General features: G+C 43.7%; 16 protein-coding genes. 6 read left to right on the top strand and 10 right to left on the bottom strand.

The genetic code is table 11. The features are described from left to right. Positions 1-7: 7 nt before the first annotated feature. The 5 genes from RXV91_RS06170 to RXV91_RS06190 all read right to left on the bottom strand — a co-directional run bounded on the left by RXV91_RS06170 (position 8) and on the right by RXV91_RS06190 (position 5464). Positions 8-961 carry an aldo/keto reductase gene (locus RXV91_RS06170; protein WP_316439141.1) on the bottom strand — a complete coding sequence of 318 codons (954 nt, stop codon included), beginning with the start codon at positions 959-961 and terminating at the stop codon, positions 8-10. Between the two features lie 149 nt (positions 962-1110). Continuing rightward, on the bottom strand, positions 1111-2526 hold the full coding sequence (locus RXV91_RS06175; RefSeq protein WP_316439142.1) for an MDR family MFS transporter: 1416 nt from the start codon (positions 2524-2526) through the stop codon (positions 1111-1113). A 67-nt stretch (positions 2527-2593) separates the two neighbouring features. After that, positions 2594-3046: a MarR family transcriptional regulator gene (locus RXV91_RS06180; protein WP_316439143.1), complete on the bottom strand. Its 453-nt coding sequence runs from the start codon at positions 3044-3046 to the stop codon at positions 2594-2596. A gap of 368 nt (positions 3047-3414) precedes the next feature. After that, a complete protein-coding gene (locus RXV91_RS06185) occupies positions 3415-3654 on the bottom strand; it encodes a hypothetical protein (RefSeq protein ID WP_316439144.1) in 240 nt (79 codons plus the stop codon). 331 nt (positions 3655-3985) lie between these two features. Further along, positions 3986-5464, bottom strand: coding sequence for a DHA2 family efflux MFS transporter permease subunit (locus tag RXV91_RS06190; RefSeq protein ID WP_316439145.1), 1479 nt, complete (start codon positions 5462-5464; stop codon positions 3986-3988). Between the two features lie 117 nt (positions 5465-5581). Here RXV91_RS06190 and RXV91_RS06195 point away from each other — a divergent pair, with 117 nt between their 5' ends. Beyond that, complete coding sequence (locus tag RXV91_RS06195) at positions 5582-6181, top strand: TetR/AcrR family transcriptional regulator (protein WP_003642348.1); 600 nt, start codon at positions 5582-5584, stop codon at positions 6179-6181. A 120-nt stretch (positions 6182-6301) separates the two neighbouring features. Here the strand turns inward: RXV91_RS06195 and RXV91_RS06200 are convergent, their stop codons facing one another. Continuing rightward, complete coding sequence (locus RXV91_RS06200; protein WP_072535361.1) at positions 6302-7231, bottom strand: ABC transporter substrate-binding protein; 930 nt, start codon at positions 7229-7231, stop codon at positions 6302-6304. 237 nt (positions 7232-7468) lie between these two features. On the opposite strand from RXV91_RS06200, the gene RXV91_RS06205 reads away from it, so the two are divergent. Genes RXV91_RS06205 through RXV91_RS06215 form a run of 3 tightly spaced genes read left to right on the top strand, consistent with a single transcriptional unit; the run spans position 7469 to position 10250 of the window. Continuing rightward, complete coding sequence (locus RXV91_RS06205; RefSeq protein WP_316439146.1) at positions 7469-8263, top strand: ABC transporter ATP-binding protein; 795 nt, start codon at positions 7469-7471, stop codon at positions 8261-8263. Beyond that, positions 8260-9258 (top strand): iron ABC transporter permease, encoded by a 999-nt coding sequence (locus RXV91_RS06210; RefSeq protein ID WP_316439147.1) that lies wholly within the window; start codon positions 8260-8262, stop codon positions 9256-9258. The genes RXV91_RS06205 and RXV91_RS06210 overlap by 4 nt, the downstream gene beginning before the upstream one ends. Continuing rightward, a complete protein-coding gene (locus RXV91_RS06215; RefSeq protein ID WP_316439148.1) occupies positions 9255-10250 on the top strand; it encodes an iron ABC transporter permease in 996 nt (331 codons plus the stop codon). The genes RXV91_RS06210 and RXV91_RS06215 overlap by 4 nt, the downstream gene beginning before the upstream one ends. A 187-nt stretch (positions 10251-10437) precedes the next feature. Here the strand turns inward: RXV91_RS06215 and RXV91_RS06220 are convergent, their stop codons facing one another. Both RXV91_RS06220 and RXV91_RS06225 read right to left on the bottom strand, forming a co-directional pair. Next, positions 10438-11184, bottom strand: a complete 747-nt coding sequence (locus RXV91_RS06220; protein WP_316439149.1) for an SDR family oxidoreductase — start codon at positions 11182-11184, stop codon at positions 10438-10440. Between the two features lie 25 nt (positions 11185-11209). Beyond that, the gene (locus RXV91_RS06225; protein ID WP_316439150.1) at positions 11210-11656 is read right to left on the bottom strand and encodes a DapH/DapD/GlmU-related protein; all 447 of its coding nucleotides are present in this window, start codon (positions 11654-11656) and stop codon (positions 11210-11212) included. A 317-nt stretch (positions 11657-11973) separates the two neighbouring features. Between RXV91_RS06225 and RXV91_RS06230 the strand changes: the two genes are divergently transcribed. Together RXV91_RS06230 and RXV91_RS06235 are read left to right on the top strand one after the other, a co-directional pair. Then, the gene (locus RXV91_RS06230) at positions 11974-12771 is read left to right on the top strand and encodes an SDR family NAD(P)-dependent oxidoreductase (RefSeq protein WP_316439151.1); all 798 of its coding nucleotides are present in this window, start codon (positions 11974-11976) and stop codon (positions 12769-12771) included. Positions 12772-12781: 10 nt separating this feature from the next. Beyond that, positions 12782-13162 carry a MerR family transcriptional regulator gene (locus tag RXV91_RS06235; protein ID WP_316439152.1) on the top strand — a complete coding sequence of 127 codons (381 nt, stop codon included), beginning with the start codon at positions 12782-12784 and terminating at the stop codon, positions 13160-13162. A 96-nt stretch (positions 13163-13258) separates the two neighbouring features. Here the strand turns inward: RXV91_RS06235 and RXV91_RS06240 are convergent, their stop codons facing one another. Beyond that, the gene (locus RXV91_RS06240; protein ID WP_316439153.1) at positions 13259-13798 is read right to left on the bottom strand and encodes a hypothetical protein; all 540 of its coding nucleotides are present in this window, start codon (positions 13796-13798) and stop codon (positions 13259-13261) included. Next, a complete protein-coding gene (locus tag RXV91_RS06245) occupies positions 13725-14666 on the bottom strand; it encodes a KxYKxGKxW signal peptide domain-containing protein (protein WP_316439154.1) in 942 nt (313 codons plus the stop codon). Before RXV91_RS06245 ends, RXV91_RS06240 begins: the two co-directional genes overlap by 74 nt. Positions 14667-15007: the final 341 nt, after the last annotated feature.

The following is a 15007-nucleotide window of genomic DNA, read 5'->3' on the forward strand; positions in this document are numbered from 1 at the left end:
ATTGCAATTAAGGCAAATCGTTCCCGGCTGCAAAGTAAACGTCATACCATTCCTGGCGTGTCAACGTCACATCGGTCCCCGCAATGCTCTCATCAAGGTGTTGCGGATTCATTGAACCTAAGATGACCTGCATATTGGCCGGGTGACGTAAAATCCAAGCCGTCGCAATCGCATTTTTAGTCACATGATACTGATCGGCTAATTCCTGTAATTTCGCATTCAATTCTGGAAACTTCGGATTATCAATAAAGGTCCCAGCAAACATGCCGTATTGATAGGGTGACCAAGCTTGGATCGTCATGTGGTGTAGCCGTGAATATTCGATAATTTCACCATCATGATTAAGACTAGCGGCATCTTGCATGTTCGTGTGCAACCCAAACTGAATTGGGCCGGTGTGCATAACCCCAAATTGTAATTGGTTGATCATCAATTTCTGACTGATTGCCGCTTGTAACATCTCGACTTGCATCGGGTTAAAGTTGGAAACACCGAAGTGGCGCACCTTACCAGCAGCTTGCAATTCATCAAACGCCGCGGCGACTTCGGCGGGATCCATCAATGGATCAGGCCGGTGTAATAGAAATGAATCTAGGTAGTCCAGCTGCATCCGTTGCAAGATCTTATCGACCGTTGCAATCAAATGTTGCTTAGAAAAGTCGTAGCGTTGCCCAAAGACTAGTTCACCAGAACTCTTTTCAGGATCGAGCACAATGCCACCCTTAGATTGAATGAAAAAGTCTTCGCGCTTTAAACTCGACTGTTTTAACGCTTGCCCAAAGATTCGTTCAGAATCACCGTTGCCATAAATATCCGCCGAATCAATAAAATTAACGCCACGGTCATGAACGATCTCTAAAACGTTCGCCGCCGCTGGTGCGTCTAAGCGAACCATCCGCATAATGCCTAACGCAACCGCGGACGCTTTGAGCTGACTAGCGCCGATTTGAATTGTTTTCATGATTATTGTCCCCTTTTCGATGAATTATAGTTAAAAACATCTGCCAACGAGACTAATGATAGTTGTTAGAGCCGACTATAAGTCAAGAAAATCCTTAAAAAATTTGATTAGTATACTAATTTCCCAGTTAATATCAATTCACTAGTTGGCTACTTCGAATCGCTGGTTGCAGCTGTTCGAGCCTTTAACCCAAAAGATAAAACCAGTCCTAATAATGCCATGACAAATGCAGCTAAAAATGAATACCAATAGCCATGATTGAGCTGAACTACATGAGAGACGTTAGTTTGACTCCCTGCATTCGTCCCAAAAGAAATTAACATCATTAAAATTGCCGTTCCGAGTGAGCCTGCAATTTGACGAACCGTTGATGAAGCAGCATTCCCATGAATTGACAGCGCTGGTTCTAGTGAATTGATTCCTTCAGTGAAAGTTGGCATCATCACCATTGCCACCCCAACAATTCGAAAGGCATATGCCACCGCGACTACTACCAAATTAGTCGTTGATGTGAAAAATAACATTGGCAACGTTCCTAAAACAATAATGCTAAAGCCGATGAGGGAAATTGGTTTGATTCCATATTTATCATATAACTTACCTGAAATTGGACTAACCAATCCTTCCAAAAGTGCCCCAGGTAATAAAATTAATCCCGAAGTTAATGCAGATAGGCCATGAACACGTTGCAAATATAGCGGCAAAACTAGTTCAACTCCTAATAAAGCAATGTTACTCAAAGCACTAAGAAGTGTCGTTAAGCCAAAAATATGATTTTTGAAAACTGTTAAATCAATCAACGGATTAGCTAGCCGCAATTGACGAAACCCAAATGTCATTAAAATCACAACACCTGTGACTAAATATACCGTACTTGTCCAATTCAATGTACCAGTATTACCAATTACTGAAAAACCATACAACAACATTCCAAAGCTTAATGTTGATTCTACGATAGAAAGCCAGTCAACGGAAACATTCGCAGGTCTAAGTACTGGACGCACAAAAGCAAGCGCAGCTATGATCATCACTAAGGTCAAAGGAATTAAGCTGCCTGAAAGCCATCGTAAACCTAAGTTATCAATAATCCAACCACCAACTGTAGGACCAAGTGCCGGACCAAATGCGACAACTAACCCTATAATTCCCATGACAGTTCCACGTTGCTTTACTGGATATAATGTCAACACCACATTTTGAATTAGTGGAATCATCGATCCTGCTGCAACTGCTTGAACAAGTCGACCAGTAAGTAACATGCCAAAGTTAGTAGCGTAAAAGCCAAACAGACATCCGACTAAGAAGAAGCCAGTTAATACTAGAAACGTATAACGCATATTAAAACGGTGAAATATCCATGCAGATACTGGTATCATCAGTCCAGCAACCAGTTGATAACCAATACTGACCCATTGAGCCGTCGCTTGACTCACCTGAAATTGTTTGATAATTGTCGGTAATGCATTATTGAAGAACGTTTCCGTTAATAACATTGTAAAAGCACCAATTAATAGCACCGCCATCATGGTTATTTTTTGTTTATTTGATGATTTTATAGTAATCATAACAACACTCCTTGATTTTGTATAGCTAGCTACACTTTTAACGAAAAATAATGGCCTCCTACAAGGCCTATTGCATATTTTTAAGCATAATTACCAGTACGTTTCGGAAAGTTTGTAACGCTTCAGGCTCAATACCAAAAATCAACTTATTTTCAACTGTGCTTAGTTGATCCTCAATCAAGTCAATGTGGTATTGCAAAAATTGTTGTCCAGCAGCACTCAAAGTTAATACCACCTGCCGCCGATCATTATGAGCCGTTGACGTATTAATTAACCCGGTTGCTACTAATCGCTTTATAATCCCTCGCGTTGTCGGATGACTGAGCTGCAATGTCATCTCAATTTGCTTCTGAGTTACCACTATTGTCCGATTGTCATTCAAGTACATTAATACAGCAACCTGTGTTCCAGTTAATTTTGGCGTTAAATTTTGTAAACCAGCTTTCAACTCCTTCTCTGTTAAGATATTGATTAGTTTTAACTGTTGGCCAAGGCTATTGATTCCAAATTGTTTTGTCATATTATCAACTCCCAATAAATATGTAGTATACTACATATTTTAAAATTTACAATTATTCCCATCAATAATTTAGTGAAAATAGGTACTAAACCTTGTCAAATCTGTTAATTTTTGTTCCACCATTTCACCCCATTCAACACCTGACAAATGCTTCAAACATTGAATTCTGTAATTAACGGCTTAATATCACTAGTCTTAAAGCGACCAACTTCGAATACCATCGATAGCACAATGACTATTTTAAATAGCCAAATAAAAAATGAAAGACAACTAAAATTATCAAAACTAAAACTAAATATCAAAAAATAAAGCGCGTAACATTAAGTTGTCACGCGCTAGCTTATACTAGGTTTACACATACACAATCATTATTTGAACTTGTTCCAGACACATTCAATAACTAAAATAATCCCGAAAAAAGCAAAAGTTCCTAAAAAATAATGTATCAACGTTGTTAAATAAGCAAACCAATCGTATGGTAGCTGGTTATAACGATCGATACTACCTTTCACTACGAATAGTAAAACAAACTCAAGCATCAACATAATCTTATTAATATTGATAAAACTATCAACTTGTTTTTGATATCGTAAATGGACCTTTTTCAATCTTATCCCCCCAAAAAAGTATTGCCTCGCAAGATGTGTTTAATACCATCATATCAATGAACTGCTGCGCTTGTCACTGTTGTCTTGAAGTTATGATTATTAGTCTCAAAAGCTTATACAGTTGGGTCCTTCAATTCTATAAGGAATATTAACGGCTTAAGCCAGTGCCACAAAAACGCACTTAGGTAATCGAGATGCCCTGTCGCAATCAATCGTTGCTTAACCAGTTCGTAGTAAGCAGCTCTGAACGGGCCGCGAATTTTTAGCCTGGTACTCAATACAGGCCCGAAAACGGCTTGGCTGATTAACAATAAATGAAATGCTCCATGGGTTACTTCGCCGCCTTCAATTTGTTAGTCAGCAATAAGGTTGGCAAAATAATAACTATTGCGGCAATTGCAATCACTAGAAAGCCTTGTTGAAACGCTGCTAAGCGAATTGCTTGCAAATGGCTTGTTGTAAAGACTTGTAAGTGAGCTGCGTCGACGTGATACGTTCCTGCTTTTAGGTGTCGTTCAAACACATTCACTTGGTGTGTGGAATACGCCGTTACAATCGTCGTAATCAAAGCGGATCCAAACGCACTCCCAATATTTTGGATAATTCTGGTCCCAATTGTTGCAGCTGACACTTGTCCAGGTTGCATTCCTGTATAAGCATCGGCCATTAACGGCATTAAAATACCACCAGCACCAATTCCCCGCACAAATAAAATAAGTGCCAAAATCCAGTAAGACGTCTGTTGACCAAACCAATAAAACGGTAAGGTACCGACAAACGTGATGACGACACTTCCCAGGACCACGTACTTAGCGCCTATTTGATCTGTTAGCCTTCCCGTTAACGTCCGCGAAACTAGCATTCCCGCTCCCTGAGGTAATAGCGCTAGGGCGGCGTTAATCACGCTCATTCCCCGAACGTTTTGGAAATAGAGCGGTAGTAATAACATTGCACCGTTCAATACCGTCCCAGCGATAAATAATCCTAAACCAGCACCATCAAATGATGCAAACTTAAATAAGTGCAGTGGCACTACCGCCCGTTCTTTTTGCCAAGCGGCCCATACGACATAACTAATCAACGCTATCGCCCCTAGAATTAACATCTCAATACTTGTAGCGTTATTAAAACGGTCAGTATGCGCGACATTAACCAAACTATAAATGATAGCACTTGAGGACACAATTAGTAGCAAGATACCAATAAAGTCCATTTTCGCTGTTCGATTTTGTGCTGGATAATTCGGCATCTTCCACAAAATCAAAGCGATTGAAATCAAGACTACTGGGACATTGATCCAAAAAATCCAATGCCACGATGCAAATTTGATAATAATTCCACCAATGACTGGTCCGATTAATGGTCCTAAAATCATGGGTAGCCCAACTGTTGCCATCATCTGGCCCATCACAGCTGCACCCGCAGTTTGCACAAGCAAGGTCGTCAAGAGTGGCATAATCAAGCCACCCGCAAAACCTTGAACTAACCGAGCGATAATCAATAATTGAATATTCGGTGCTACGGCTGCAAATATCGAGCCAAAACCAAACAAAATCTCACCAGCCACAAAGACTGCTTTACCATCAAATCGATTGAGTAACCAACTGGAAAATGGCACCGCGACCCCCGTTGCCAGTAAATAACCTGTAACTGCCCACTGGACCGTCGTCACGCTACTATGAAAACTAGTCACTAAGTTGTTAATGGCAATGTTGATCATGGTTGAATCTAATAATGGTGCCATCGCACCAAACACGACGACCCAGGCAATCGTCATAGTTGCTTTTGAAATTTTTGCTTTTGCTTGCATATTATCCTCCCAATTAAGAAACTTAAAGTGTCTTATTCGCATAACTGGTATAATACGCTATATAAAGAAAAAGTCAATAAGAAACTTAAAGTATCTTATTTAGAAAAGAGGGATTACATGACAAAAACACGTCGTCGTGGCGCTGAACTCGAAAACGCCATCTATCAAGCCGCCCGTGACATCTTAAATCAAGATGGTCTTGAACAATTGACGTTCGCTAACGTCGCGGAACAGGCCGGCACCAGTAAGCCTGTCATTTACCGACGCTGGCGTTCACCACTAGAGCTTGCAATTGCGGCTATCCAGGACCAAATCATTACGGAAAACCATGGTCAACTAGACGAAGTGAACTTGACCGGTCAGACACTTTCTGAAGATTTATTCCAAGTACTCAAGCGCTTCACTGTCAGTATTAATACATTCAATCAAGCTTTGGTCATCACTTGGTTTCACCACCTAGATCAACAAGCAAATCCAGAAGTTAAGGACTTGCTCAATGCTGTGAAAAAGATTGACGCCCATGCGATTGAACGCGTGTGTCAGCGTGCACAGCAACGTGGGGAACTGCGTACGGGGACTTTATCGTGCGACTTACAACTGATGCCATTCGACTGGCTTCGCTACCGTGCTTTTGCTAATGAACCGATTACCGATGCCACCCTTCATCTACTTGTCGATGATTTATTAGTCCCCGCCTATCAACACGCGTTGGGATGATGATTACCGCTGTCTATAGACAATAAAACGCGTAAATTACTTATTTTACTGTGAGTAATTTACGCGTTTTAAATTTTTATCTCAATCCTATTATTTTTCGTTATAATGATTGACTAACCATTACTTCAACAAGTCCGTCTTCACCATATCAATCATTTGTGAATAAGCAATTGGTCCCGAATACTGCCAACTGCTACTGTCACCATACTGGTACAGATGGTTGTTCTTCACGGCCTTGATATTTTTCCACAGCGGGTCCTTAAATAGCGACGCACTCTTTTGACTATTCACTAAGAAAATATCATCCGCATCTAACTTAGCGAGTTTTTCCAACGAGACCGCCGACCAATCCGCCGTGGCCGACTTAGACACTTGTTTAACTAAACTTGGTTCACCCAATTGTAAATCTTGATACAGTAAGGCCCCACTGGCTGAATTGTCATTGACCATGTAGGCGGTATTATTGGTGACCCACAACACCGCCACTTTATGCTGACCCGACTTTTTCAACGCTTGCCGCGTCGTTTGGACCTGCTTGTCATACTTAGCAAGGACTTTTTTGGCCTTAGCCTGGCGATTAACCACCTTAGCCACATCAAGGAAAGTTTGGCGCCACGTTACCGTAGTCCCATTTTTGACCACGTAGGTCGGGGCGATTTTATTATATTGCGCATACTTGCCATTGGCGACTGCACTACTCGTCCCCATCAGAATCAAGTCCGGTTTGGCCTTGGTCACCGCTTCATATGGTAACGAATAGTCAATTAGCGGCACCCCTTTCAACTGTTTTTTCAAGTAAGCCTGCGTACCACTACCATTTTTGACCGACCACTGCACGACCGGTTTAATGCCTAAAGCCACTAAATCATCTTCCAAATAACTCGCCACGACCCGTTTCGGATGCTTCGGCACCTTGACCTTATGCTTCAAATAATCGGTTCGTGTAACTGTCGTGCTTGTCGGCTGCTTCGCACCGCACGCCCCTAATAGTAAGCTTCCCGTTAACCCCAATACTAATCCCAATTTTACAATTTGCCACCGTTTTGTCACAACTGTCTCCACCTTTCAAGCGCTACCAAAATTATTAGTGAAAACACTATCAATTGTCAATAAAAACATTTAAGATAAGACTATCAATTGAACACTAATTATTAGTTAGCAGTTGTTGTAATCACATTTCCCAACAAACAAGCTAGCAAAATAAGGTTGTGCACAACTAAACAAAATTAGTTAACTTATCAAGTGAACCTCCCTTGAACGCTTAACTTTAAGAAAGGAATCCTATTTGTGAATACCATTGAAGCCCAAAATATTAGTATTGACTATGGCGACAAGGTTATCGTCGATCAGCTATCAATTACGATTCCGCATGATCAGATCACTACGTTGATTGGCCCGAATGGGAGTGGTAAATCAACCCTCATTCGTGCCATCGCACACTTATTAAAGCCAACGACCGGTGTTATTCTATTGGATCATCAAAATATTCAACACATCAAAAACAAAATTTTCGCAAAAAAAATTGCAGTCTTACCACAGACGAACCAAACGGCTAACGACCTCACCGTAGAAGAACTGGTGAGTTTCGGCCGCTTACCTTATCGTCGGCCGTTAAGTGGACTCACCACAACTGACCATCAAAAAATCGAATGGGCGCTCACGCAGGCCAGCCTCCAAGATTTACGCCAACGGCCCCTAAGCACCCTTTCTGGCGGACAACGTCAACGGGCATGGATCGCCATGGCCGTTGCTCAAGATACTGACACGATTATTCTGGATGAACCCACCACCTACTTAGATTTGACTCACCAATTAGAAGTGATGCAACTCGTCAAAAAGCTCAACGAACAGGCCCACCGAACTATCATTATGGCGTTACACGACTTGAACCACGCGGCTCGCATCTCTGACCAATTGATCGCGCTCAAGGACGGTCATGTTTTAGCCCATGGTCCCGTTGCAACTGTCATGACGGCCGCTAATTTAAAAACAATTTTCAACATTGACGCCACCCTCGTTGACTACCACGGTACCCCACTGATTTTGACCTATAACGGCTGTCAGGAAGTGGCCCCCGCATGAAGTCAACGTCCAGATATTGGAGGTGGCTGGCACTTAGTACCGGCGTACTCATTCTCGTCATGGGGCTCAGTTTGCGATTTGGCGCTGACCAGATGCGTATGGCCACCGTCTGGCACGCCCTGACGACCACACACACTGGCAATCTTGATCAACAAATTATCCGGCACATTCGTGTGCCCCGCGTCCTTGGAGCGGCATTGATTGGGGCAGCTCTTGCTGGTAGCGGCGCTCTAATGCAAGCAGTGACGCGTAACCCGTTAGCGGATTCAGGCTTACTGGGGATTAACGCGGGAGCGGGCTTAATGCTAACGCTGTGTTTAGCCTTTTTTCCAAAGTTATCAACTTTACAAACGACTGGTTGGGCCATTATTGGTGCTGCAGCCAGTGTCGGACTGATTTTTAGTATCAGCACCGCCCGCCACGTTCAACTCGATCCCACGATTCTGGTACTCGCTGGGATTGCAATCAGTAGCCTATTAACAGCTCTGAGTGAAGGGCTGGCCCTTGTGTTGCAGCTCAAACAGGACCTCGCGTTCTGGTATTTCGGTGGACTGGGTGCCGTCAGCTGGACACAATTAAAGTTTCTCGGTCCAGGACTAGTCTTGGGATTGCTACTGACCCTACTACTCGCACCGCAACTAAACTTAGCCTATCTTACTGACGACAATGCCCAGAGTTTAGGGAAAAGTCTCCCGCTACTGCGAGGCTTAGCCCTTGTCTGTGCCGTCATTTTATCCGGGATCTCAGTGGCATTAGTTGGCACGATTACTTTTGTTGGCCTGATGATTCCCCACATGGCGCGTTGGTTAGTGGGCGCTAATTACCGCAATAGCATGCCATTAACGTTGATCCTTGGTGCAACACTGACGGTCGGTGCGGATTTGATTGCACGGCTAGTTAATCCGCCACATGAAACGCCCTTTGGCATCATTATCTCCTTAATCGGGGTACCGTGCTTCATCTACCTTGCACGAAAGGAGCCGATGAAAGCATGAGCCCTAATCGTCGCTTAATTATTTGGTCACTGCTCTTAACTGCTAGCATGCTCGGACTAGCTGTTCTTAACCTTAGTACGGGTACAATGACCATCAGCTGGCCCGCTCTACTGGGAATTTTAACGGGTCACGGTAATGCGACCGATATGTTAGTCTTAGTCAACTTCCGCTTACCACGGATCGTGCTTGCCATCATGGTTGGCTGGGCCCTCGCATTATCCGGTAACATCTTACAAACGGTCACCAATAATCCAATGGCCGACCCTAGTCTACTCGGAATTAATAACGGCGCTGGACTAGCCGTTATGTTACTCATTATTGGTGCAGGCACCAACGCTTCATTAACGCTGAGTTTACCTATCGTTGCGCTAGCTGGGGCGTGGTTAAGTACGGCCTTGATTTTTTTATTAGCGAATCAGCGCCAACGAGGGATCTCGTCTAAGCGCCTGTTACTGGTCGGCGTCGCCTTGTCCGGCTGTTTTTCAGCCTTAATGGTGCTAATGACACTAAAATTATCACCCGATAACTATCAATTCGTCATGAATTGGTTGGCCGGTAGTTTGTGGGGCACTGATTGGTCTTATATCGGCTGGGCGCTTCCATGGCTCGCAGTCGGTAGTGGTATTCTATTCATTCAATTACCCGTTCTCGACGCCTTTACACTCGGTACGACCACTGCCCAAACATTGGGAATCAACTTGAAACGCCAACAATTGGGATTGATTAGCGTAGCCGCTATGTTAGCCGGCGTTAGTGTCGCCATTAGTGGCGGGATCAGCTTCATTGGCTTGATTGCCCCCAACCTGGCACGACGAATCGTGGGCGCTCGTCAACGTTACCAACTGCCGTTAGCTGGCCTGTTAGGAAGTACGTTATTACTAGCTGCCGATACCTTAGGAAAACTAATCACCACGACCACTGAACTGCCAGCCGGCGTGCTCGTCGCATTGATTGGAGCGCCATATTTTATTTACTTATTGGTACGAGGGTAAACATCCGTAACAGCCAAACTAGTGAGGTATAACCTTATTTATTAAATCTTCTAGCTGCTATTTCTAATACTATTACAGTTCAACAAATCCCAATCATTAATAAAATCACCACCACCTCTTATCAATAACTGAAACTGATAATTGGTGATGGTGATTTTTAGATATATCTTCGTACCTTAACTCGTAGTTAAACTTCCTGTTGCGCTGGCCGTACTAACACTTCACTAATGGCGACGTGTTTAGGCTGATCGATCGCAAATAATACTGCGTTAGCAATGTCTTCTGGATTTAAAGCCAACCCTTGACTATCATCCGCATTCATCAACTCGCTGATGCCGGCCTGAATTTGTGTATTGCCGATCGTATTGACTAACTCAGTCCGCACTGCACCGGGTGACACGATGGTTGACCGAATCCCATGATCCTTCTCTTCTTGGCGTAAGCCTTCCATAATAGCCCGCACCGCATATTTAGTCCCATTATACACAGCCGATGCGGGATAAACGACATGACCAGCTACTGAGTCCGTGGCAATAATCAATCCATCGTGTTGTTTTTGCATGATTGGTAAGACTTCACCGATGCCATTCAAAACACCCATGATATTAACATTGAGCATCATCTGCCACTTATCATAATCCCGGTCACTCAAGTTACCTTGCGGCATCGTACCAGCGTTGTTATATAGCACATCGACGCGCCCAAACTTGGCGACGGCTAAGTCAATCAATGCCCGAACTTGTTGGCGATCCGTCACGTCAGTTACTTGATAGACTGCATTATCGCCAATCGCTTGGCTCAAAGCTTGTAGTCGGTCTTCTCGACGGGCGCCCAAAACGACTTTGGCACCCTTAGCTGCTAGTAACTTGGCGGTTGCAGCACCAATACCACTAGACGCACCCGTAATAACGACAACTTTATTTTCAATACTCATTTGTTAATAACCTCCGTTAACTTGCTTAATCAATTCTTTTAATCACCTTAGCAGGAACACCAGCCACCACCGTATTTGCTGGCACCGATTTTGTCACGACCGCACCAGCACCCACAACGGCATTTTCACCAACTGTGACCCCGTCTAAGACCTTGGCCCCAGCCCCAATCCAGGCATTTCGTTCAATGTGAATTGGCTGAACTTCAACCGCATGCCGCTTAGCAGGATCTAACGGGTGATTAACGGATAGTAACATCGCACCCGGACCAATCAACACGTCATCCGCTAATTCAATCCCGCCCAAATCAGTGATCTGAACATTATCATTAATAAAAACACGTTTGCCGATTTTTAAATTCCGCCCATAGTCTGTCCACAATGGCACGCGGATCTCGACTGAAATATCGATAGTTTGACCCGTTATCTCCGCAAGACGTTCACGAATTTCACTTGGTTTCCGTGTCGCGTTCAATGCTTGAATGCGGCGCTGATTAGCATCGACAATTGGCTGAATTGTTTGTAGATAATCTTGATCTAAATACTTTGATTTGATGGTATGTCCCTCCCTTATTAAGTTAAATTCAGTATACGAGCGTTCACTTTATATGTGAAATACTTATGTTAAATACATATTCATAGGTTTAAAGCATAGAAGAATGTAAGAACTCTGATGATTATGTTCTAAATCGCCAATAGCTACTGCATGTCATGATTAATTTAATGCTTGCTATCGGGTCGACCCCATAGTTTATACTTGTGCATAATCATTGAATTGAAGGAGTGACTGACATGCAATCAAAATTAGCTGTTATTATTGGTGGGACTTCTGGCGTTGGTAAACACACCGCAATTGACCTTGCTAACCAAAACTATCATGTGATTATCGTCGGCAGTCGGGCCAACAAAGGACGTCAGGCTCAAGCCGATATTAGTCAAGCAACTGGCAATCAGGCTGTCCAATTGGCTTTGGCCGATCTGAGTACCAAAACTGGTGTTCAACAACTTGCTCGTCAGCTTGCAGCCATGACGGATCACATCGATATCCTACTCAATAGTATTGGTGTGATGCTACCTGAGCGACATTTATCGGCAGATGGTTATGATTTAAACCTAGCTTTAAATTATCTCACCCATTTTTGGACCATTCAAGCCTTATTACCGTTGCTAAAGCACAGTGACCAGGCGCGCATTCTATTGGTTGGTGCCTTGCCATTCGTGATTAACCATGCTAAAGTGAGTCTTCCAGACTTTGACGCCCAGGCCACTGCTGCGCGCGTACTACTCACGTTAGCTCTCAGTGAACGCTTAACAGCAACCAACGTGACAATCAACATTTTCCACCCCGGCTACGTCCCAGATTCTGGCTTTGGTGCTGGCGGTAGTTGGGTGAGTCGTTTGGCTGGTCGGATACTGGGTGAAAGTTTCTCTCGCAAAAATTCCCCGATTGGTGCATGGTTAGCTACTGCTCCCGAACTCACTCACACAAGTGGACACTTCTACGATGACCGCCTACGTCAAGTTCGGTTATCTAAGCAGTACACTCGCTCTAAGGCCAACGACTTATGGCGACTCAGTTCTCAATATTAAGGAGACGCTCGTGTTAACGTTTAAAATTCCTGAGCAACAGCATTACTTCACTACGAAGGAAGTCACCACGATTACTGGAATGACCAAAGATGCTTTACGGTATTACGAACATCTTGGCATTCTACTTGATGTTCAGCGAAACCAATACAATTACCGTCAATATTCCCGCAAAAACTTGGAAACACTCCAACTCATTAAAATATTTCGGGACTTAGATCTCGATTTAAGTCTATTGACACCAGCCAATCTTGCATTAGATGATCAAGCAAAGGTAGTCGTTTTCAAACAGTACCAACAAGTCATTCGGGATCGCATCCGACATCTGGAAGCAATCGATCAGTTATTGGCAACTAAAATCGACTACTTTGAACATCAATCCATCGATACCTAAACACAAAAAAGCACTTAACAAACCCTATTCCCATTGACTTTTCGCCAATGCTAGGATGTTAAGCGCTTTTTTATTATGCACAGTTAAATAAATTCATTACTTTTCATGCCGCTTACGCTTCAAACCACCAAAGCCTAGCAATAATGTTGCTAGTGTTAGCCCTAGTGTTTCAGCAGCTGCTTCAGACCGCCGCGTTTCACCGGTCTGTGGCAATCGCCTCGTTGTATCTGCTTGAGCCTTGTGAGCCGGCTCCGTTACTTTACTTCCCGGCTTGATAATTGCTGATGCCGGAGCTGTTTTGACAGCCTTAATGCGACTCGATACCCACGTCCTTGTCGATTTAGCTGACGGCTGGTTGCCAGTTGTGGCTTGAACAGCCTTCACAACCGTTGCTGGCTTAGTGAGTTGCGTTGGTTTAGCAGCCGTGATTGGTTTCGTCGTTGGCTTGATTAAATCGTCTGATGTTGTCGGCTTAGTCGGTTTGGCCGGTTTCATAGGCTTACCTGGCTTTATCGATGTTGGGACGTCCAGCGCATATGTTAGCGTTTGGACATCATCAGCACTAGTGGCCGTGATTGCCACGGCCTGAGTGGTCGCCGTCAACGCATGGTATTTCGCAATCGTTGGCGCAGACACGGCCAAATTGATTCTTATCAAAGTCGCTTAGATCAATATCCGTATAAACGTTAGGATCCTTCGTAACTGCCCAATCCGTAGGTGCCTTAACCCCATCAGCTAGTGTAACCGTGTAACGATCTGGTGTCCCCGCGGCCCCATCATACATCTTAGTCGTTGAACTGATCGTTGCGACAGTGGCAACGGCCGCCCGTGCCGATCTTAACTTGGTCTGCGACATACTTGTATCTGTGGCTGCAAGACTGACCGCCTTTGCTGTACCAGTTGTCTTAGTTATCTCTTTTGTTTTAACCGAATCTGATTCAATTTCAGTAGCCGCACCACTCGCCGTTACCTTATTAGGGCTCACGGCACTATCAGTCGTACCGTTGACTGCTCGCGCAGTTTGAGCCACACTCGTAGCCGAAACGTTAGCCGTGGTCACACTGCTTGAATGACTAGTCGTCGAATCTGTCAAATCAGTCGTTGCCGAGTTGGTGGGTTTTGTTCCATCAGCCGCTGAAGTAAGCGTATGCTCTGCTACTGAAGTTTTTGCCCCATCGTCGCTAGCCGTAGCCGCACTACTAGTATTATTAGTTGTTGCGTGCACACTACTGCTATCGCTCGATTTAGTATCCACATTAGCCGTGTCATTTTTGCTAGTAGTTACTTTAGTGGTTAACGTTGCACTGTTATGAGCCTGATCCGTCGTTGTTTCCACCTGACTCACAGGCGTACTGGTCGTATCCGCCATCGCCTGAAGTTGTACCAATCCGGTTTCTAGGGTAAAAGTACTTAGACCAGCCACCAACCACAGTCTTCCCTTTTTATACATTTTATAAGCCCGTTTTTCAGTTAGTCTAGCTCGTTGCAACCGCCGTTTTTGCATTTTATTCCCCTCCGAAAGCATTTCGACTACCACCCTTATATTAACTATCGATATACTTCATATTAACAATAAGTATACTACTTTTATTAATTTTTCATGACGCAAATATTACTTTTATCATTGTGCTGATAGTGAATAACCACACCATCCATTCACTATTAGCCTAACAAAGGCATCAGCCATTACACATATTTGACACGAATCTCCTAATTTACTATAAATGAGCCATTAACAGTTACTGACACCCAATTCATACATATATGAAAAAGCCGTTTATAAAAAATCAATCATTTGACTTTTTATAAACAGCTTTATTGAGAGAAAGAATTAACTGTACGCGT

Origin of the sequence: Lactiplantibacillus sp. DA1, from assembly GCF_032681335.1 — a bacterium.
GTDB lineage: Bacteria > Bacillota > Bacilli > Lactobacillales > Lactobacillaceae > Lactiplantibacillus.